Raw genomic sequence first — 17,030 nt, 5'->3', positions numbered from 1 at the left:
CGGTGTGCCGGGGCGAGGGGCCCCGGCCGGAAGGTCCGGCCGTGACCCCTCGTCCCACCGCCCTGCTACCAGAGGACGGGGAGCCGCTCGGGGAGGCGCTTCATGAACCGGGTGCGCCAGACGAGCTGGTCGACCGGTACGGCGAGCTGGAGGCGGGGCATCTTCTCCAGGAGCACTTCGAGGGCGATCTCGGTGTGCCGCTTGCCGAGGGCGGTGGCGGGGCAGTAGTGCTGGCCGCCGCCGAAGGAGAGGTGGGTGGCCGCGTTCTGCCGGTCGATGTCGACGACGTGGGGATCGCTGAACACGGCCGGGTCCGTGTTGGCGGCCTCGACCAGGACGAGGAGGAGCTCCCCCTTCTTCACCTCGACGTCCCCGAGGGTGAGGTCTTCGAGGGCGAGGCGGGGCAGGCCGTCACCGATCGAGAGGTTGACCCGCAGGAGTTCGTCCACGGCGGCCGGGATCTTCTCCGGAGCCTTCCGCAACTGCTCCCACACGTCCGGGTTCTGGAGCAGGGAGAAGACGGCCATGGTCAGGAAGCCCATGGTGGAGATGACGCCGGCGCCGAACAGGGTGACCCCGACCGTGGCGAGCATCTCGTCGGTGAGATGGGCGTATTCGGGGTCCGGGCGCAGGGCCGCCAGCTCGGCGACGAGCCCGGTGGTGGTGGGGTCGTCGAGGCGCTCGATCATGTACGCGATGTCGCGGTCCCAGTTGAGCTTGGCACCGGTGACGGGGCAGGCCGAGTTCATGAACGCGATGTCGAGGCTGGACGCCAGGCGCGGGGCGTCGGCCTGCGGGATGCCGAGGATGCGGCAGTGCAGGTTCTCGGCGTACGGGTTGGTGAACTGGCCGCGCAGGTCGACCGGCGCCCCGTGGGCGAGGAGACCGTCGACGAGGGTGGAGGCGTGGCCGCGCATCCAGTCCGTGAGGCCGTCGGTCTTGGGGTTGATCGCCTTCAGGACGGCCTTGCGCAGCCCGGCGCCGGTGATGTTGCCCATGTTGTTGACGACCTCGGGCGGGATCGTCAGCGCGTACTGGCGGGGCACCCCGGGGGCGGAGGTCTCCTTCAGGCTGAATCTGGGATCCTCGAGGACCTGCTTGCACAGCTCGTAGGAGGAGACGAGCCAGGCTTCGTCCCCGGCGATCGTGCGGACCCGCTTGACCGGCTCGTCACGCAGCTCCTCCACCTCGTGGGGAAGCTGGTCGCCGCGCGCGGAGAACGGGAAGTCGAGGAGGGTCTCAGTGGACATCGGTGGCTCCTTCGGCGGGGGTGATGACGGCGTGGCCCTGGTTGCGGGAGGCGCGCAGGCCGGAGCCGCGCGAGTAGAGCAGTTCCGCCATCGGCAGGAGCTGGTGGTAGCAGTTCAGGGAGGACGGCACCCCGAGGATCGCGGGGGTGTCGAGGAAGAGCGGCGCTTCGGCGCAGACGTACTGCAGGCAGACTTCGCGCTGCCGGGTGGTGGCGGTCTTGCCGCCCAGCACCTTGGAGGAGAGGAAGGAGTCGACCAGGGAATTGCAGGTGCTGCGGAATTCCGGGTCGGTGTCGAGCAGGTCGTACAGGTGGGCGTGGAGCGCGCGGTACGCGGGAATGTCGGTGAGGGCGGACATGGGCCGGGCACGTAAACGCGTGCCGGTGGGATCGGCTTCGGCCGCCGCGTTGTTGACCTTGGCGCGGACGCCCCGCAGGTTCTTGACCGCCTTGCGCCGGGCTTCGTCGGGGTCGTAGCCCAGGGCCTCGTACATCTCGGCCACGTGCAGGTCGGTGTAGATGAGATCGACCTGCGCGAAGTTGCGCATGCCCCACTGGGCGAGGTCGAGGACGCGCTGGGCGGAGAAGTAGCTGTTGCCCGGCGAGATGCCGATCACGGCGTGATCGCCTTCGGTGTGGATCACCTGGCAGTGCGGGGTGTACGGCCGGACTGTGAAGACTTCGGTCAATGTCGTCAACAGGTGTCGGGTCCTTCGCGCCGCAAGTCCCATGGGGCCCTGTGCCCCGGGTGTGGCGGCGACGTGACGGAAAGGTACCGGAGGGGTGCGCACCGTTCCATGCCTTCCGGCCAGTAACTCACCTGCTGGACATCACAGTTGCCCGGGGCTACGAGCAGGGCGTTTGCCTTCTGGCGGCTGGAGGCGGTGCTCGCCGGCCGAGCCCGCGAGACCTGTGGGGGGTCGCCCGCCCCGTCGAGGCGACCCCCGGAGGATGACCGGTTACCGCCCTGCCGGATGGTGCAGGCGACGCCAGTACCCCGCGAGGTCGCCGACGGAGGTGGTGACCGAGTCGAGGGCCATCGTCGTGCGGGTGTCCTGGTCGTAGCGACCCCATTGCGGCATGGGGTGGTGGTTCGGGTCGCCGGTGCGGATGAAGGAGATCCACGCCGTGTGCATCGTGGAGGCGAGACCGTCACGGACCCTCGGGTTCAGCCCCGCGAGGAAGGGTGCCTGCGACCACTTGTCGAAGTTGTTGAACACGAACGGCAGTTCCAGGCAGTGCGCGGCCGCGAGCCGGCCGCCGTGCGCGGGCGTCGGAAGGTTGAACTGGTACGCCCAGACCGGACGTCCGCGGGCCGCGCGCCGTTCGGCCAGCGCCACGGCGGGCATGCGGAACAGGTCGTCGGTGATCAGGTCCATCAGTACGTCCACCGGGCGGGCGCCCGGACGGGCCTCTTCGTACGCGGTGTACGCCTGCTCCGCCCGGTTCCCGAAGGTGTCCCGCGCCCTGGCCACCACCTGCTCCTTGGTCGCGGCGACGTACGGATCGCTCAGCGCGAAGGCGAAGTTGGCCTCCTCCCTGGTCCAGCCGAGCAGGACGTCGATGTCCGCCCCGGCTCCGCCGAGCAGCAGGTCGGCGGGGTCGCGGTCCAGTGTGACCCCGTCGAGCACCGGCAGGAACGGGGTCGACCAGTAGCCCCAGCGTCCGGTGCGCCCGAACATCTCGAAGGTGGCGGCGATCAGGCGCTGCCAGGGCACGGCCCGCAGTTCCGTCACGTTCTTGGCCCCCAGGATGTCCAGGAAGGCGGCGGTGCGCTCAAGGGATTCGGAACGGGTGGGGATCTTCAGCCCGAGCGGCGGGCTCTGCAGGATGGCGCGCCGGAACAGCGGGCGACCCTTGGGGCGGGCACCGGCCAGTGCCGCGACCGACAGGGCGCCGCCCGACTGGCCGGCGACGGTGATGTCGTCGGGGTCGCCGCCGAACGCGGCGATGTTGTCGCGCACCCAGCGCAGCGCGGCGAGTTGGTCGGTGAGCCAGAAGTTGCCCCCGGCGCCGTCCTCGCCAAAGTAGAGGTAACCCAGCGGTCCCAGGCGGTAGTTGACGGTCACGACCACGAGGTCGCCGTCGCGCGCGAAGGTTTCGCCGGAGTAGTTGGGCATCGAGCCGGACCCGGAGATGAAGCCGCCGCCGTGGATCCACACCATGACCGGCCGCTTGGCGGCGTCGGTTCCGGGCGTCCATACGTTGAGCGTGAGGCAGTCCTCGTCGAAGGGGGGCGAGCCGTGGGTGCCGAGCACCTGGTCGCCTCCCTCCCGGTAGGGCTGCGGGGCGCTGGGGCCGAAGGCGGTCGCGTCGCGCGTGCCCTGCCAGCCCGGATGAGGCTGAGCCGGCCGCCAGCGCAGGGCGCCGACCGGCGGCGCCGCGTAGGGCACGCCCTTGAACACGGAGAGGCCCCCCTCCGTGGCCCCGCGCAGCCGGCCCGAGGGCAGTTCCACGACGGGCGAGGGCTCGGCCGCAGTGCGCGGGGAGGCCTGCGCCGCGCGCCCGCCCGCCCCGGAGAGCAGTGCGGCGCCTGCCAACACCCCGCTGTTCTTGAGGACTTTGCGCCGTGATGGATCGTCGGTCATGGTGCTTCACTCCCTGACGGATCTTGGGCCCGTAGCCGGAATTTCTATAGCGCCAATGTGACGAGGGTCAGTATTCCGCCATGCGCAGGGCGCGGGTCAAGAGGTCCGGGGCGGCTGTGGGCGTATGTCTTGCGTAGTCTTGACGAGCGTCGCAAAAGCGCGATAGACACGTGTCACCTCGACCGGAGGCCAGGCCTGGACCTGAGCGCCGGATCTTCCGCGCCTGGGACTCCCCATGGCGATCTCATCAGCAACATCCCGCCCTTCAGGGCCGGTTGACAACGTACGGAGTTCCCATGGCAGGTCGGTTTCGTCCCGTTGGTCTGGTCGCCGCATCGACGGCGCTCTTGCTGACCACCGCATGTGGTGGCGCGAGCCTCGGGGCCGGTGAGGACCAGCAGAGCGGGCCCGTGAAGATCGGGCTCCTCGTCCCGCAGTCGGGGACCTACAAGGCGCTGGGCGACGACATGAAGCAGGGCTTCGAGCTCTACGTCGCGCAGCACGGCGGCAAGCTCGGCGGCCGTGAGGTGGAGATCGTGGTCGCGGACGAGGGGGAGACGGCCGACTCGGGCAAGGCCGCGGCGGAGAAGCTGGTCAAGCAGGACCGGGTGCTCGCGGTGAGCGGGGTGGTCAGCTCGGCCACCATCAACGGTGTCAAGGACCTCTTCGAGACCGGCAAGGTCCCGCTCGTCGGCTCGAACGCCTCGCCCACGACACTCACCGGAACCGAGTACATCTGGCGCACCTCGTACGTCAACGACGAACCGGGCAAGGCACTCGGCAAGCACGTGGCCGAGCGGGCCGGCGGCCCGGTCTTCCTGATCGCCGCGGGATACCAGGCGGGCAAGGACGAGGTGGAGGGCTTCAAGTCCACCTTCCTCCCGGCGGGCGGCACGATCGCGGGGGAGGAGGTCTACACGCCGTTCCCGGGCACCAAGAACTTCCAGCCGTACCTCGCACAGATCGAGAAGTCCGGCGCGAAGGCCGTCTTCTGCTTCTACGCCGGCGGCGCGGCCGTGGACTTCGTCAAGCAGTACCGGGACTTCGGACTGGCCGGCAAGATCCCGCTCTACGCGCCCGGCTTCCTCACCGAAGGCGGCGTGCTCAAGGGACAGGGAGATGCGGCCAACGGCATCCTCACGGCGCTCAACTACAGCGCTGACCTGGACAATCCCGCCAACAAGCAGTTCGCACCGGCGTACACGGCCGCCCACGGCACGGCCCCGACCACGTACGCGATGGCGTCATGGGACGCGGCGCAGGTGCTCGACAAGGCGATCAAGGCGGCCGGTTCCACGGTGACCTCCGCATCGGTCAACGCGGCCATCGCCCGGGTGGGCGACATCGACAGCCCGCGCGGCACCTGGCGGTTCAACAGCGGCGGGACGCCCGTCCAGCCCTGGTACCTGCGCGAGGTCAAGCAGGGTGCCAACACCGTCAGTTCCGAGCTCGGCAGACTGGGCGGCTGACATGTCCGGATGGTTGGACGGCAACTTCGTCAGCGTCGTCGACGGGGTCGCCTTCGGTCTGCTGCTCTTCACGATCGCGGTCGGACTCTCCCTGGTCTTCGGCATGATGGACGTGCTCAACCTCGCGCACGGCACGCTCTACCTGGCCGGAGCCTACGTCGCCTACGCCCTGTCCGACGGCAGCCTGTCGGGGCTCCTCCTCGCGCTGCTGGCGGGCGTCCTGGTGGGCACCATGGGCGGTGCCGCGCTCACCTTCCTCACCCAGCCCCTGGCCCGCCGCGGACACCTGGACCAGGCCGTGCTGACGCTCGGCATCACCTTCATCGTCGCGGACCTCCTGGCAGCGTCCTTCGGCGGAGACGTACTGCCCACGGACCCGCCCACGGCCCTGCGGGGGACGGTCGGCCTCCTCGGCCACTCCTATCCCGTCTACCGGCTGGTGTTCATCGCCGTCGCGGCCGGCCTCGCGCTCCTCGTGTACCTCGTCTTCGAGCGCAGTTCGCTCGGCGCCCTCGTCCGGGCCACCGTCGCCGACCGGGACATGGTCCGCGCCCTCGGCGTCGACGTCCGCAAGGTGCTCTACGGAGTCTTCGCGTCCGGCGCCGCCCTGGCGACGGTCGGCGGAGTCCTCGGAGCGCCGATCCTCGGCCCCGGGCCGGGCGTCGACGAGACCGTGCTCGTCCTCTCCCTCGTCGTCGTGGTCGTGGGGGGCCTCGGATCGGTGCGCGGCGCACTCGCCGGAGCGCTCCTGATCGGCCAGGTGCAGACGCTCGGGGTGGCGCTGCTCCCGGAGTACGCGCCCTTCCTCCTCTTCGGCACCATGCTGCTCGTCCTCGTGGTCCGCCCGCACGGCCTCGTCGCCTCGGCGGTGCGCGCATGAGGCCGCCCGCATCCGACGGCTCCGCGTCCGCATCCCCCGCGCCCGCGCCCGCCGCGCCCGCATCCCCTGCTCCCGCATCGCCCGCGCCCACATCCCCTGCTCCCACATCCTCCCGCCCCGCGACACGGCGGCGGCTGTCGGCGACCGCGGTCGCCGGCGTGCTCGCCCTGGCCCCCTTCGTGCTGGGCCCGTACGCCGTCGGCACCCTGTCGCGGATCCTGGTGTTCGCCCTCCTCGTACTGAGCGTGAACCTGCTCACCGGTCTGACCGGGCTGCCGACCCTCGGCCAGTCCGCCTACTTCGGCGTCGGCGCCTATACGGCGGCGATCGTGGCGACGCGCATCACCGACCTCGGACCGCTCCAACTCCTCATCGCCGCGGCCGTCTCCGCGCTGGTGGCGGCGGGGACCGGATGGCTGGCCGTGCGAGCCCGGGGCGTGGTGTTCCTGATGCTCACGCTGGCCATCGGCGAGATCGTCTACAGCGCCGCCGTCAACTGGAAGTCCCTGACGAACGGCACCGACGGCATGTCGGGCATCCCGCCCGTCGTACCGCTGCCCGGCATGCCCGCCCTGGAGCTCGACGGACTGGTCTACTTCTACGTCCTGGCCGTGTTCCTGCTGCTCTACGCGGCGGTCGCCCGCCTGGGCTCGACCTCCTTCGCCCTGGCCCTGCGCGGCATCCGCGACAACGAGCCCCGCATGCGGGCGATCGGCTACCCCACCCAGCGGTACGCCCTGACCGTCTACTGCGGCGCCGGGGCGCTGGCCGGAGCCGCCGGGGCCCTGTGGGTCTCGGTCCAGCGGTTCGTCTCGCCCGGCGACGCCGGCTTCGAGATCGCCGCGCTCGCCCTGCTGGCCGTGGTCATCGGAGGCTCCGGCTCGATGAGGGGGGCCTGCGCCGGCGCCGCGCTGGTCTGGCTCACCCGCGACTACCTCGGAAACCTCGAAGCCGTCGCCGGCCGCGGCCCGTTGCTGCTCGGACTGCTCTTCGTCATCGCCGTCTACACGCTGCCCCGAGGGCTGGCCGGCGTACGCATCCCGCACAGGCTCACCCGGAAGAGGACGGCGTGACAGATCACGATCTACTGGAACTGCGCCGGGCATCCCGGCACTTCGGCTCCTTCCGGGCCCTGGACGAGGTCGACCTGACGGTTCGGGCGGGTGCCCGGCACGCGGTCATCGGCCCGAACGGTGCGGGCAAGTCCACGCTGTTCGGCCTGATCTCGGGAACCTTGCCGACCACTGCCGGAACCATCCATGTCGACGGACGGGACGTGACCCGGCTGCCGGTACACCGCCGGGTCGGGCTCGGTGTCGCGGCGACGTTCCAGCACTCCAGTCTCTTCCTGCGCGAGACCGTTCTGGAGAACGTGCTCCTCGCCGTGGTGCGCCGCACCGGTTCCCGGGCCGGTTCCCGGGACGCGGCGATCGCGAAGGCGCACGAACTGCTCGACCGGGTGGGCCTGCCCGCCCGGCACGGCCTCACGGCCGCCGAGCTCTCGCACGGCGAGCGCCGCCAACTGGAGGTCGCCGTGGCGCTGGGGACCGAACCCCGGCTGCTGCTCCTGGACGAACCGGCCGCCGGCATGTCGCCGGCGGAGACGGCGCGGCTCACCGAACTGATCGCCGCCCTGCCCCGGGAGGTCACCGTCCTGCTCATCGAGCACGACCTCGACATGGTCTTCGAGCTCGCCGACACGGTGACGGTCATGCACCTCGGCAGACACCTGAAGACCGGCTCCCCGGACGAGGTGCGCGCCTCCGCCGAAGTCCAGACCGCCTACCTGGGCACCATGGAGGTCGCCTCGTGAACCCGCTCCTGCGCATGCGCGGACTGCGCTCCGGCTATGCCGGGGGCGTCGTCCTCGGCGGTGTGGACCTGGACCTCGACGAGGGCGGCACCGTCGCCCTCCTCGGGCGGAACGGGGTCGGGAAGACCACCCTCATCTCGACCGTCATGGGCCTCGTCCGCCCCTACGGAGGCAGCGTCCTCCTCGACGGCCGGGAGCTGGCCGGAGCCCGCGTCGACGTGATCGCCAGGGCGGGGGTCGGCGTGGTCCCCCAGGGGCGCAGGGTGTTCGCCCCGCTGACCGTGGACGAACACCTGACGATCGCCTCGCGGAGCCCGGCGCGCGGCCCCTGGACCAGGACCCGCGTCCTCGACCTGCTGCCCCGCTTGGGGGAGCGGCTCGGTCACCGCGGCGACCAGCTCTCCGGAGGGGAGCAGCAGATGCTCGCGATCGCCCGGGCCCTGCTGGGCAATCCGCGCCTGCTGCTCCTCGACGAGCCGTCCGACGGGCTCGCGCCGGCGATCGTTTCCCAAGTGGGCGAGGTGATCCGCGAGGTGAGCGCGCAGGGCATGTCGGTCGTCCTCGTCGAGCAGAACCTGGGGCTGGCCCTGTCCGTCGCGGAGAGCGTGGCGGTGATGCGGAAGGGCGTCATCGTCCACCGGTCGGCCGCCGCGGAACTGGCTTCCCGTCCGGGGGACTTGCGCCGCCTGCTGGGGGTCGACTGATCGGGCGATCCGCGGAACCCACTAGGTGCGCGGGGTGTCGTCCGCCTGGAGGGCACTGTGGATGCCGGTGACGACCACGGTGATCAGGCAGAGGGCGATGACGGTCTCGGCCCACACCGCCGACGTGCGGGTGCCCACCGTCAGCTCCGTGCCGGTCCTCTTCATCAACGGGACGTTCGACATGAAGACCGGGGCCAGCCGGGCTCCCAAGACGGCCCGTACGTTGTCCCGCGCGACCACCGCGGCTCCGGTGAGCGCGCAGGAGGAGACGCCTTCGGCGACCGGTACGGTCGCCCGCACCGTGGGTGATGCCACGTTCGAGCCGGGCCCCTGCCCCAAGACGGCGGATCCGGTCGCCGAGCTCGAAGGAGCCCGCTGTGGAACGCTCACCGTGCCGGAGAACCGCACGAAGCCGGACAGCCGAAGAATCACCCTCGGTGTCGCGATCGTGGCGGCCGAGGCGGCCCAGCCGAAACCCGATCCGATCGTGTGGCTGTCCGGCGGACCCGGCGACGACGCGGTCGGCGAGGCGAAGATGGCGATCGGCGCCGGTCTGAACCGGCATCCTCGTCCTCCCCGACAAGAGCCTGGTCCATCCGTGCGGCGAACCAACTGCTGGACATCTGGAGCTGACCGCGGATGCGAATCGTTGTAGGCTCCGCAGACCGCCCTTGACCTGCGTGAAGCAGGCAGGGAGCAGACACATCGGGAGTTTTGCATGCTTCGCACCATGTTCAAGTCCAAGATCCACCGGGCCACCGTCACCCAGGCCGACCTGCACTACGTCGGGTCCGTGACCATCGACGCCGATCTCCTCGACGCGGCGGACCTGCTGCCCGGCGAGCTCGTGCACATCGTGGACATCACGAACGGGGCGCGGCTCGAGACGTACGTCATCAAGGGCGAGCGCGGCTCGGGGGTCATCGGGATCAACGGGGCCGCCGCGCACCTCGTGCACCCCGGTGACCTGGTCATCCTCATCAGCTACGGGCAGATGGAAGACGCCGAGGCGCGCGTGTTCGAGCCGCGTGTCGTCCATGTCGACGGCGACAACCGCATCATCGAGCTGGGTGTGGATCCCTCCGCCCCGGTTCCGGGAACGGACCAGGAGCGCAGCCCCCACGCGGTGGCTGTCTGAGGAGAGTGGGGACGATGTCGCAGACCGGGTCGAGTGAATCGATCAAGATCGTGGACGACCGCGCGGCCGGGCGGCTGCAGGCCGTCGAGGACGGGGCGGTGGTCGGACACATCGCCTACTTCGCGCTCGCCGGGGACCCCCACGCCCTCGTGGCGGTCCACACCATCGTCGAGCCGGGGCACGAGGGCCGGGGGATCGCCGGGAACCTGGTGAAGGCCTTCTACGGGATCGCGGCCGACGAGGGCGTACCCGTCGTCCCGCTCTGCCCGTATGCCGCCGCCTGGGCCGCCAAACACCCCGAGCAGGCGCCCGAGGCACCGGCCGGGGTGGTGGCCGCCGCCAAGGCGCAGCTCGCCTCGGACTCCGACCTGTGGTGACGCCGCCCACGTAGTCCGGTGGGCGCGGCGTCCGGTGGGCGCGGCGTCCGGTGGGCGCAGCGGCCGGGTTCGAGGGAGGCTGGAGGTATGACACAGCCTCCCGTCCCCGACCCGGCCCCGGTGCCGAACCCGTTCCCGGATCCGGCGCCGCTGCCCCGGCCCGAGCCGCCGACACCCGGTCCGGTCCCCGAACCCGACCCCGTACCGCCGCCGCCCGGCCCCGCGCCCCAGCCCCCGCCGGAGCCGCTGAGCTGACGCGGGGCCGCCGGGCCGTACGCGTCAGGCCGTACGGACCTCGGAGCGGTCTCCGCTCCACAGCGTGTGGTACGAGCCCTCGCGGTCGGTGCGCCGGTAGGTGTGCGCCCCGAAGAAGTCGCGCTGGCCCTGGGTCAGGGCCGCCGGGAGCCGCTCCGAGCGCAGGGCGTCGTAGTACGCCAGCGAGGCCGCGAAGGCCGGCACCGGAATGCCCTGGCGGACCGCCGCCACCAGCACCTCGCGCCAGTCGTCCTGCGCGGCGCCGATCTCGTCGGCGAAGCCGGCGTCCGCCAGCAGGCTCGGCAGCTCCGGCCGGGCGTCGTACGCGGCCCGGATCCGGTCCAGGAACGCGGCGCGGATGATGCAGCCGCCGCGCCACAGCGAGGCCACGGCGCCCGGGTCCACGCCCCAGCCGTACTCCTCGCTGCCGGCCTGGATCTGGTGGAAGCCCTGCGTGTAGGAGACGATCTTCGAGGCGTACAGGGCCTGCTCCACCCGGGCCGCGAAGGCGTCCGCCGCCGCGGCGGACAGCGGCGCGGCCTGCGGTCCCGCAAGACCCCGCGCGGCCGTGCGCAGCTCGCCGTGGCCCGACACCGCGCGGGCGAAGACCGCCTCGGCGATCCCGGAGACCGGCACGCCCAGGTCGAGGGCGATCTGCACGGTCCAGCGGCCGGTGCCCTTCTGCTCGGCGGCGTCGGCGACCACGTCCACGAACGGCAGACCGGTCGCGGCGTCCGTGTGCGCGAGCACCTCGGCGGTGATCTCGATCAGGTACGAGTCCAGCCGGCCCTTGTTCCAGGCGCGGAAGGTCTCGGCGATCTTCGCGGGGGAGTAGCCGGCCACCTCGCGCAGCAGGTGGTAGGCCTCCGCGATCAGCTGCATGTCGGCGTACTCGATGCCGTTGTGCACCATCTTCACGAAGTGCCCGGCACCGTCGGGGCCCACGTGGGAGGTGCAGGGCGTGCCGTCGGCGGCCTTGGCGGAGATCTTCTCCAGCAGCGGGCCGAGCGAGGCGTACGACTCCTCGGATCCGCCGGGCATGATGCTGGGGCCGAGCAGCGCGCCCTCCTCGCCGCCCGAGATGCCGACGCCCACGAAGTGCAGGCCCTGCTCGCGCAGCTCCTTCTCGCGGCGGCGGGTGTCCTCGAAGTGGGCGTTCCCGCCGTCGATGATCACGTCGCCCGGCTCCAGCAGCGGGGCGAACTCGCGGATCACCGCGTCGGTCGGCTCGCCGGCCTTCACCATGATGATCAGACGGCGCGGGCGCTCCAGCGCGTCCACGAACTCCTTCGCGCTCCCGGCGGCCACGAAGGAGCCCTCGTGTCCGAACTCCTCCACGAGCGCCGTGGTCTTGGCGGTGGTGCGGTTGTGGACGGCGACGGTGAACCCGTTGCGGGCGAAGTTGCGGGCGAGGTTGCTGCCCATCACCGCGAGTCCGGTGACTCCGATCTGGGCCGTGCTGCTGGTCATGTGCGTGCGCTCCTGAGTGCGTCGACAATGCATTCGATGTGCGGAGGAATGCAGGAACACCGACGCTACCCCGACGGAGATCCTTACCGGTGTCCTACATTCGGCGGGAAACCAACTTCCGCTCGAACGCGTTGTGTTGTGCGCCTTGTCATGCCCCGGTCGTGGCGTTAGGTTGCGAGGTTCCTGATGTCTTCGATGGGGGCTCCCATGGGTGTACGGGGCCGGCACCGCCGGTATCAGCCGAGCAGCATCAACCGTGCCTCGCTCGTCGTCACCGCGGGCGGAGCCGGGATCGCGCTGCCCCTGATCGGAGCGGGAGCGGCACACGCCGCCTCGGTGGACACCTGGAACAAGGTCGCCGCCTGCGAATCCACGAGCAACTGGCACATCAACACCGGAAACGGCTACTACGGCGGACTCCAGTTCAGTCAGAGCACCTGGCGCGCCTTCGGCGGAACCGCGTACGCAGCCCGCGCCGATCTGGCCACCAAGGAACAGCAGATCGCCGTGGCCGAGAAGGTGTTGAAGGGTCAGGGGCCGCAGGCCTGGCCGGTCTGCGGGAAGCAGGCCGGACTCAGCCGCAGCGGCCCCGCGCCCGCTCTCGGAGCTCAGGGCAAGGCGACGGGCCCCGCGAAGGCGGTCCCGAAAGCCGTGGCGCCGGCCGCTCCCAAGGCCATGGCGCCGGCTGCTCAGAAGGCGGCTCCCCAGGGCACGACGCCCCGCCCGACCGGGACGTCCGTCCTGCCCAACCCCTACGTCGTCGCCCCCGGGGACTCGCTGTCGGCGATCGCCACCGAGCAGCACGTCGAGGGCGGCTGGCAGTCCCTGTACGAGACCAACCGGGCCGTCGTGGGAGGCGATCCGGACCTGATCTTCCCCGGACAGCGGCTCACCCTGCGCGTGACCGCCGCACCGCCCGCGCCGAATCCTGAGAAGCCACCGCGCACGGCCGAACCCGTGAAGCCCGTGGCCCCGGCGAAGCCCGCCGAGCAGGCCGGTGGGAAACCGGCCGAAAAGCCGGCCGAGAAGCCCGCGGAAAAGCCGCAGGCACCCTCCGGAGCCTTCAGTGCCCCGGTCGACGCCCGCCTGGGCACCGCCTACCACGTCGCGGGCTCGTCCTGGTCGAGCGGCTACCACACGGGCATCGACTTCCCGGTGGCCACCGGCACCACCGTCAAGGCCGTCGGCAGCGGGGAGGTCGTCTCAGCGGGCTGGGCCGGAGCGTACGGGTACCAGGTCGTCATCCGGCACACCGACGGCCGGTACTCCCAGTACGCGCACCTCTCGGCGCTCTCGGTCAAAGCCGGCGCGGCGGTCACCGGCGGACAGCGGATCGGCCGTTCCGGCTCGACGGGGAACGTGACCGGACCGCACCTTCACTTCGAGATGCGCACGGGACCCGGCTACGGCACCGACATCGACCCGCTGAAGTACCTGCGGGCCCACGGAGTCGCCATCTGAAGCCGGGGCCGCGGCGGAGGCCGGGCTCCCGGCCGCAGTCGGCGCCGCGGTCGGCGCGACAGCCGGCGCCGGTACCGACGGGGCGGGCACGCGCCCGTCCCGGGGCGCGAGGGTGAGCAGGACGAGCCCGGTCGCTGCCGCCGCCGCGCTCACCAGCGCCGCGGCGACACCGGCCGCCCCGTAGCGGAAGCCCTCGTCGAACAGTGCGATGCCGACCGCCGCCGCGACCACCGGGTTGGCCACCGTCACGGTGGCCAGCGGGGCGGTCAGCCCGGCGCCGCGGTAGGCCGCCTGCGACAGCAGCAGCCCCGTGGCGGCCAGCGCGGCGATCGCGGTCAGCTCCGGCCACAGGGTGACCAGCGCGTCCGGGGCGAAGCTCTCCGCCACCGCCTTCGTGAACACCGAGGCCATCCCGAAGGCGGCCCCGGCCGCCGTGGCCAGCAGCACGCTGTGCACGGTGACCCGCCGCACCCGGCGCGCGGCCAGGAACAGCACGGACACCAGTGCCCCGGTCGCCGCCAGGAGCAGGCTCTGGTCCCCGCCCGACAGGGACTGTGCGGCCCGCCCGCTCCCGCCCGTCAGGGCCAGCAGCCCGGCCAGCCCGGCCGTGGCCAGGACGGCCCCGCGCCAGGCGGCGGCCGACTGCGCCCGTCGAGGCCGATGCCGTACGAACACGGCCGCCATCGGGAGCGCGAAGACGATGGTGAGGGCCCCGAGCGGCTGCACCAGGCTCAGCGGCCCGTACGCGAGCGCCACCACGTGCAGGAGGGCTCCGAGGCCGTTCAGCGCGATCGCGGCGTACCAGGCGGGCCGGCGCACCGGGGCGTAGGACCCGCCCGTCGCACCGGACGCGACCCGCTCCTGGACGATCGCTCCGGCCGCATACGCCACGGCGGACACCAGGCACAGCAGGACCGAAAACGCTAGGGCACTCATAAAAGTCACAATGCCCGAGTCGGGAGAGCTATTCCTCCCCCTAGAGGCGGGGACGGGTACGCCCTGGGGCGTACTCCGAACGCAGTAGCCGTGAGCGGAGGAGCGCGTTTGTCTTCCCGCCGGGGGGATCCGTACACTAGCCCTTTTGGGGACTTCCGCAGCCGGCGGACGCGGACGACTGATCAAGGAACGACAGCGGTATGACGGTGACCGAAGACAGCCAGGAGCAGGGCCACGCCTTCGGGCCCGGCATCGACCCCGACCGCCTGGCCCTCTGCCTCAGCGTGCTCGACGAGCTCGACAAGCTCGACGTCGACCACCCGGACGCGATCACCGTGCGCCGCGCCACCGCCGGTCTGTACCGCACGGTCAAGCAGCGCCGCCGCCAGGACCGCCGCGCCGCCAAGACCGCCAACGACAAGGCCGTCACCGAGGCGACCGCGACCGGCTCCGCCGAGCGCATCGACGACGAGACCGAGGGCCTGCTGCCCTCGTCGGTCACGGAGGCCGGACGGATCGCCGGAATACTCCAGCGCCCGCGCTCCTGCTACGTCTGCAAGACGCGCTACGTCGAGGTCGACTACTTCTACCACCAGCTCTGCCAGGCCTGCGCCACCGTGAACCGGACCAAGCGGGAGGCCCGCGCCGACCTCACCGGCAAGCGCGCGCTGCTCACCGGCGGCCGGGCCAAGATCGGCATGTACATCGCGCTGCGGCTGCTGCGCGACGGTGCGCACACCACGATCACCACCCGCTTCCCCAAGGACGCCATCCGCCGCTTCAAGGCGATGGACGACTCGGCGGAGTGGATGCACCGGCTGGAGGTCGTCGGCATCGACCTGCGCGACCCGGCCCAGTCCGTGGCCCTCGCCGACCAGGTGGCAGCGGCCGGCCCGCTCGACATCCTGATCAACAACGCGACGCAGACCGTGCGCCGCCTGCCCAGCGCCTACGCGGCGCTGGTCGAGGGGGAGAGCGCTCCGCTGCCGGCCGGCGAGCTCCCGTCCCACCACGTCATCGGGGCCTTCAACTCCGGCGCGGTCGACGGCCTGGCGGCGCTGCCCATCGGCGTGAGCGGGCTCGAGGCGCAGAAGGTCGCCGACCTCGCACTGGTCGCGGGCAACGCCAGCCTGGAGCGACACCTCGCCGGCACCGCCATCGACGCGGGCGGCCTGCTGCCCGACGTCGTCGACAGCAACACGTGGGTGCAGACCATCGACCAGATCTCCCCGGTGGAGCTGCTCGAGACCCAGCTGTGCAACTACACGTCGCCGTTCATCCTGATCAGTGCGCTCAGGCCGGCCATGGCCGAGGCCGCCCGCAAGGCCGCGGGCGGGCGGGCGTACGTCGTGAACGTCTCGGCGATGGAGGGCGTCTTCAGCCGCGGCTACAAGGGTGCGGGGCACCCGAACACCAACGCGGCCAAGGCCGCGATGAACATGGTGACCCGGACCAGCGGCCAGGAGATGTTCCAGACCGACCGGATCCTGATGACCTCGGTCGACACGGGCTGGATCACGGACGAGCGCCCGCACTTCGACAAGCTGCGCCTCGCCGAGGAGGGCTTCCACGCGCCCCTCGACCTGGTCGACGGTGCGGCCCGGGTCTACGACCCGATCGTCCGCGGCGAGCTCGGCGAGGACCTGTACGGGGTCTTCCTCAAGGACTACGCACCCGCCAACTGGTAGGCCGCACGCACCCGGCTCATCTGAGCGCCCCCGGTCCCTCCTTGGAGAGGGCCGGGGGCGCTTTGTTTTTGAGGCGGTTCAGACGGTTCAGGTGTTTCGTGCGGTTCAGGCGGTGCGGCCGTAGGACCCCGCCGCCACCAGTTCCAGCACCGGGCGCCAGTCCTCGAGCACGCCCGCGTCCAGGCCCGGGGAGCGGCCCGCTTCGGCCGCGTGGCCGAGGGACTCCGCGTCGGGGTCCGGTCCGGCGTCCGGTGCGCCGCGTCCGTGGAGCCGTAGGAGCCGGGCCACCCGCTCGCCCAGCAGGGGGCGGATCGTCTCCGCCGGGTGGTCGATCAGCAGCCCCGCGACCTGCAGTTCCTTGTCGAAGGGGTGCGAACGGCGCAGCAGCGCGGCGACCCGCAGGCCGTGGCCGTCGCCCTGCCCGCCCCGCAGCAGGTCCATCAGTTCCCCGACGCTTCCGACGACCACCGGCACCTCGGACTTCGCCACTGTCGTTCCTTCCGTCGCCCGACCGCGTATCACCCGTATGGCGCCGTCGAGCAGATCAGTCGTACGCGACGCGCCGACGTGCGAGGTGATGAACTCGTGGCGAAAACAAGCTGTCCGGAGTGGATTTTACTATTCCATCGAGCGGGGGTGCGCTCATATGTGTACTCTGATCGCCATGAGAGCCCCACACGGGCCCTCGCTCCACCAAGGCGCCACCGCGTCCGGAAACCTTCTCTTCCCGCACCGGCGCGCGGCTCGCCCGCCGGGTTACGCGACACAAAGGAGTGCGCGGTGACACCAGAACTGACGACGACAGACCAGGCGCCAAGGGAACGGACGGGGTCGCGGAGCAGCAAGCGCCCCGAGACGCTCGGCAACCTGGAGGTCTGGGCCCGGTCCGCTCCCATCCGCCTCGCCGGCTACGAGGACGACCTCGCCGAGCCGCACATCCTGCCCGGCATCGACTAGATCCGTACGGTCCGCCCGCCGTCCCGGTAACGAACCGGGACGGCG

18 protein-coding genes and 1 pseudogene are annotated in these 17,030 nt (G+C 71.5%); 12 read left to right on the top strand and 7 right to left on the bottom strand.

What is annotated here, in order from left to right:
• Positions 1–65: 65 nt before the first annotated feature.
• From ACE1OC_RS05865 to ACE1OC_RS05855, 3 genes are all read right to left on the bottom strand, one after another.
• Positions 66–1,250 carry a cytochrome P450 gene (locus ACE1OC_RS05865; RefSeq protein WP_407836052.1) on the bottom strand — a complete coding sequence of 395 codons (1,185 nt, stop codon included), beginning with the start codon at positions 1,248–1,250 and terminating at the stop codon, positions 66–68.
• A complete protein-coding gene (locus tag ACE1OC_RS05860; protein WP_351372283.1) occupies positions 1,240–1,947 on the bottom strand; it encodes a tRNA-dependent cyclodipeptide synthase in 708 nt (235 codons plus the stop codon). Before ACE1OC_RS05860 ends, ACE1OC_RS05865 begins: the two co-directional genes overlap by 11 nt.
• Positions 1,948–2,208: 261 nt before the next feature.
• Entirely contained in the window at positions 2,209–3,837 is a 1,629-nt protein-coding gene (locus ACE1OC_RS05855) for a carboxylesterase/lipase family protein (protein WP_407836051.1), read from the bottom strand.
• Between the two features lie 296 nt (positions 3,838–4,133).
• On the opposite strand from ACE1OC_RS05855, the gene ACE1OC_RS05850 reads away from it, so the two are divergent.
• From ACE1OC_RS05850 to ACE1OC_RS05830, 5 genes are all read left to right on the top strand, one after another.
• Positions 4,134–5,306 carry an ABC transporter substrate-binding protein gene (locus ACE1OC_RS05850; RefSeq protein ID WP_407836050.1) on the top strand — a complete coding sequence of 391 codons (1,173 nt, stop codon included), beginning with the start codon at positions 4,134–4,136 and terminating at the stop codon, positions 5,304–5,306.
• A gap of 1 nt (position 5,307) precedes the next feature.
• Positions 5,308–6,186 (top strand): branched-chain amino acid ABC transporter permease, encoded by an 879-nt coding sequence (locus tag ACE1OC_RS05845; RefSeq protein ID WP_351372288.1) that lies wholly within the window; start codon positions 5,308–5,310, stop codon positions 6,184–6,186.
• 158 nt (positions 6,187–6,344) lie between these two features.
• A complete protein-coding gene (locus ACE1OC_RS05840) occupies positions 6,345–7,259 on the top strand; it encodes a branched-chain amino acid ABC transporter permease (protein WP_407836049.1) in 915 nt (304 codons plus the stop codon).
• Complete coding sequence (locus ACE1OC_RS05835; protein WP_407836048.1) at positions 7,256–7,999, top strand: ABC transporter ATP-binding protein; 744 nt, start codon at positions 7,256–7,258, stop codon at positions 7,997–7,999. Before ACE1OC_RS05840 ends, ACE1OC_RS05835 begins: the two co-directional genes overlap by 4 nt.
• 14 nt (positions 8,000–8,013) lie before the next feature.
• Positions 8,014–8,703, top strand: coding sequence for an ABC transporter ATP-binding protein (locus ACE1OC_RS05830; protein ID WP_407841483.1), 690 nt, complete (start codon positions 8,014–8,016; stop codon positions 8,701–8,703).
• 21 nt (positions 8,704–8,724) lie between these two features.
• Here the strand turns inward: ACE1OC_RS05830 and ACE1OC_RS05825 are convergent, their stop codons facing one another.
• On the bottom strand, positions 8,725–9,018 hold the full coding sequence (locus tag ACE1OC_RS05825; protein WP_407836047.1) for a hypothetical protein: 294 nt from the start codon (positions 9,016–9,018) through the stop codon (positions 8,725–8,727).
• On the opposite strand from ACE1OC_RS05825, the gene ACE1OC_RS05820 reads away from it, so the two are divergent.
• The 4 genes from ACE1OC_RS05820 (at position 9,005) to ACE1OC_RS05805 (ending at position 10,473) form a co-directional block, all read left to right on the top strand.
• The gene (locus tag ACE1OC_RS05820; RefSeq protein WP_407836046.1) at positions 9,005–9,358 is read left to right on the top strand and encodes a hypothetical protein; all 354 of its coding nucleotides are present in this window, start codon (positions 9,005–9,007) and stop codon (positions 9,356–9,358) included. The two genes, ACE1OC_RS05825 and ACE1OC_RS05820, sit on opposite strands and share 14 nt — an antisense overlap.
• Positions 9,359–9,421: 63 nt before the next feature.
• Positions 9,422–9,841: an aspartate 1-decarboxylase gene (gene panD / locus ACE1OC_RS05815; protein WP_383948972.1), complete on the top strand. Its 420-nt coding sequence runs from the start codon at positions 9,422–9,424 to the stop codon at positions 9,839–9,841.
• 14 nt (positions 9,842–9,855) lie between these two features.
• Positions 9,856–10,218, top strand: coding sequence for a GNAT family N-acetyltransferase (locus ACE1OC_RS05810; protein ID WP_407836045.1), 363 nt, complete (start codon positions 9,856–9,858; stop codon positions 10,216–10,218).
• Positions 10,219–10,305: 87 nt separating this feature from the next.
• Entirely contained in the window at positions 10,306–10,473 is a 168-nt protein-coding gene (locus tag ACE1OC_RS05805) for a hypothetical protein (protein ID WP_407836044.1), read from the top strand.
• A 24-nt stretch (positions 10,474–10,497) separates the two neighbouring features.
• Here ACE1OC_RS05805 and gndA read toward each other — a convergent pair whose 3' ends face one another.
• On the bottom strand, positions 10,498–11,943 hold the full coding sequence (gndA, locus tag ACE1OC_RS05800; protein ID WP_407836043.1) for an NADP-dependent phosphogluconate dehydrogenase: 1,446 nt from the start codon (positions 11,941–11,943) through the stop codon (positions 10,498–10,500).
• Positions 11,944–12,150: 207 nt separating this feature from the next.
• On the opposite strand from gndA, the gene ACE1OC_RS05795 reads away from it, so the two are divergent.
• Positions 12,151–13,404, top strand: a complete 1,254-nt coding sequence (locus ACE1OC_RS05795; protein ID WP_407836042.1) for a transglycosylase family protein — start codon at positions 12,151–12,153, stop codon at positions 13,402–13,404.
• A gap of 150 nt (positions 13,405–13,554) precedes the next feature.
• Here the strand turns inward: ACE1OC_RS05795 and ACE1OC_RS05790 are convergent.
• Positions 13,555–14,340, bottom strand: a pseudogene (locus tag ACE1OC_RS05790) (DMT family transporter); the annotation flags it as partial.
• Between the two features lie 200 nt (positions 14,341–14,540).
• Here ACE1OC_RS05790 and ACE1OC_RS05785 point away from each other — a divergent pair.
• Complete coding sequence (locus ACE1OC_RS05785; protein ID WP_407836041.1) at positions 14,541–16,028, top strand: SDR family NAD(P)-dependent oxidoreductase; 1,488 nt, start codon at positions 14,541–14,543, stop codon at positions 16,026–16,028.
• A 105-nt stretch (positions 16,029–16,133) separates the two neighbouring features.
• On the opposite strand, the gene ACE1OC_RS05780 is transcribed toward ACE1OC_RS05785, so the two are convergent.
• Complete coding sequence (locus ACE1OC_RS05780) at positions 16,134–16,496, bottom strand: hypothetical protein (protein ID WP_407841482.1); 363 nt, start codon at positions 16,494–16,496, stop codon at positions 16,134–16,136.
• Between the two features lie 312 nt (positions 16,497–16,808).
• On the opposite strand from ACE1OC_RS05780, the gene ACE1OC_RS05775 reads away from it, so the two are divergent.
• Positions 16,809–16,985, top strand: coding sequence for a hypothetical protein (locus tag ACE1OC_RS05775; protein WP_250741880.1), 177 nt, complete (start codon positions 16,809–16,811; stop codon positions 16,983–16,985).
• Positions 16,986–17,030: the final 45 nt, after the last annotated feature.

Origin of the sequence: Streptomyces stoeckheimensis (assembly GCF_045822005.1) — a bacterium.
Lineage (GTDB): Bacteria > Actinomycetota > Actinomycetes > Streptomycetales > Streptomycetaceae > Streptomyces > Streptomyces stoeckheimensis.
The sequence above is the reverse complement of the archived record's forward strand: the minus strand, read 5'-3'. Positions and strand labels throughout refer to the sequence as shown.

Excerpts from the sequence above, each read along its gene's own strand:
- ACE1OC_RS05855 (WP_407836051.1), bottom strand. The coding sequence starts at position 3,837 with ATGACCGACGATCCATCACGGCGCAAAGTCCTCAAGAACAGCGGGGTG.
- gndA (WP_407836043.1), bottom strand. The coding sequence starts at position 11,943 with ATGACCAGCAGCACGGCCCAGATCGGAGTCACCGGACTCGCGGTGATG.
- panD (WP_383948972.1), top strand. The coding sequence starts at position 9,422 with ATGCTTCGCACCATGTTCAAGTCCAAGATCCACCGGGCCACCGTCACC.
- ACE1OC_RS05795 (WP_407836042.1), top strand. The coding sequence starts at position 12,151 with ATGGGTGTACGGGGCCGGCACCGCCGGTATCAGCCGAGCAGCATCAAC.
- ACE1OC_RS05865 (WP_407836052.1), bottom strand. The coding sequence starts at position 1,250 with ATGTCCACTGAGACCCTCCTCGACTTCCCGTTCTCCGCGCGCGGCGAC.
- ACE1OC_RS05845 (WP_351372288.1), top strand. The coding sequence starts at position 5,308 with ATGTCCGGATGGTTGGACGGCAACTTCGTCAGCGTCGTCGACGGGGTC.
- ACE1OC_RS05785 (WP_407836041.1), top strand. The coding sequence starts at position 14,541 with ATGACGGTGACCGAAGACAGCCAGGAGCAGGGCCACGCCTTCGGGCCC.
- ACE1OC_RS05830 (WP_407841483.1), top strand. The coding sequence starts at position 8,014 with ATGCGCGGACTGCGCTCCGGCTATGCCGGGGGCGTCGTCCTCGGCGGT.
- ACE1OC_RS05805 (WP_407836044.1), top strand. The coding sequence starts at position 10,306 with ATGACACAGCCTCCCGTCCCCGACCCGGCCCCGGTGCCGAACCCGTTC.
- ACE1OC_RS05810 (WP_407836045.1), top strand. The coding sequence starts at position 9,856 with ATGTCGCAGACCGGGTCGAGTGAATCGATCAAGATCGTGGACGACCGC.
- ACE1OC_RS05850 (WP_407836050.1), top strand. The coding sequence starts at position 4,134 with ATGGCAGGTCGGTTTCGTCCCGTTGGTCTGGTCGCCGCATCGACGGCG.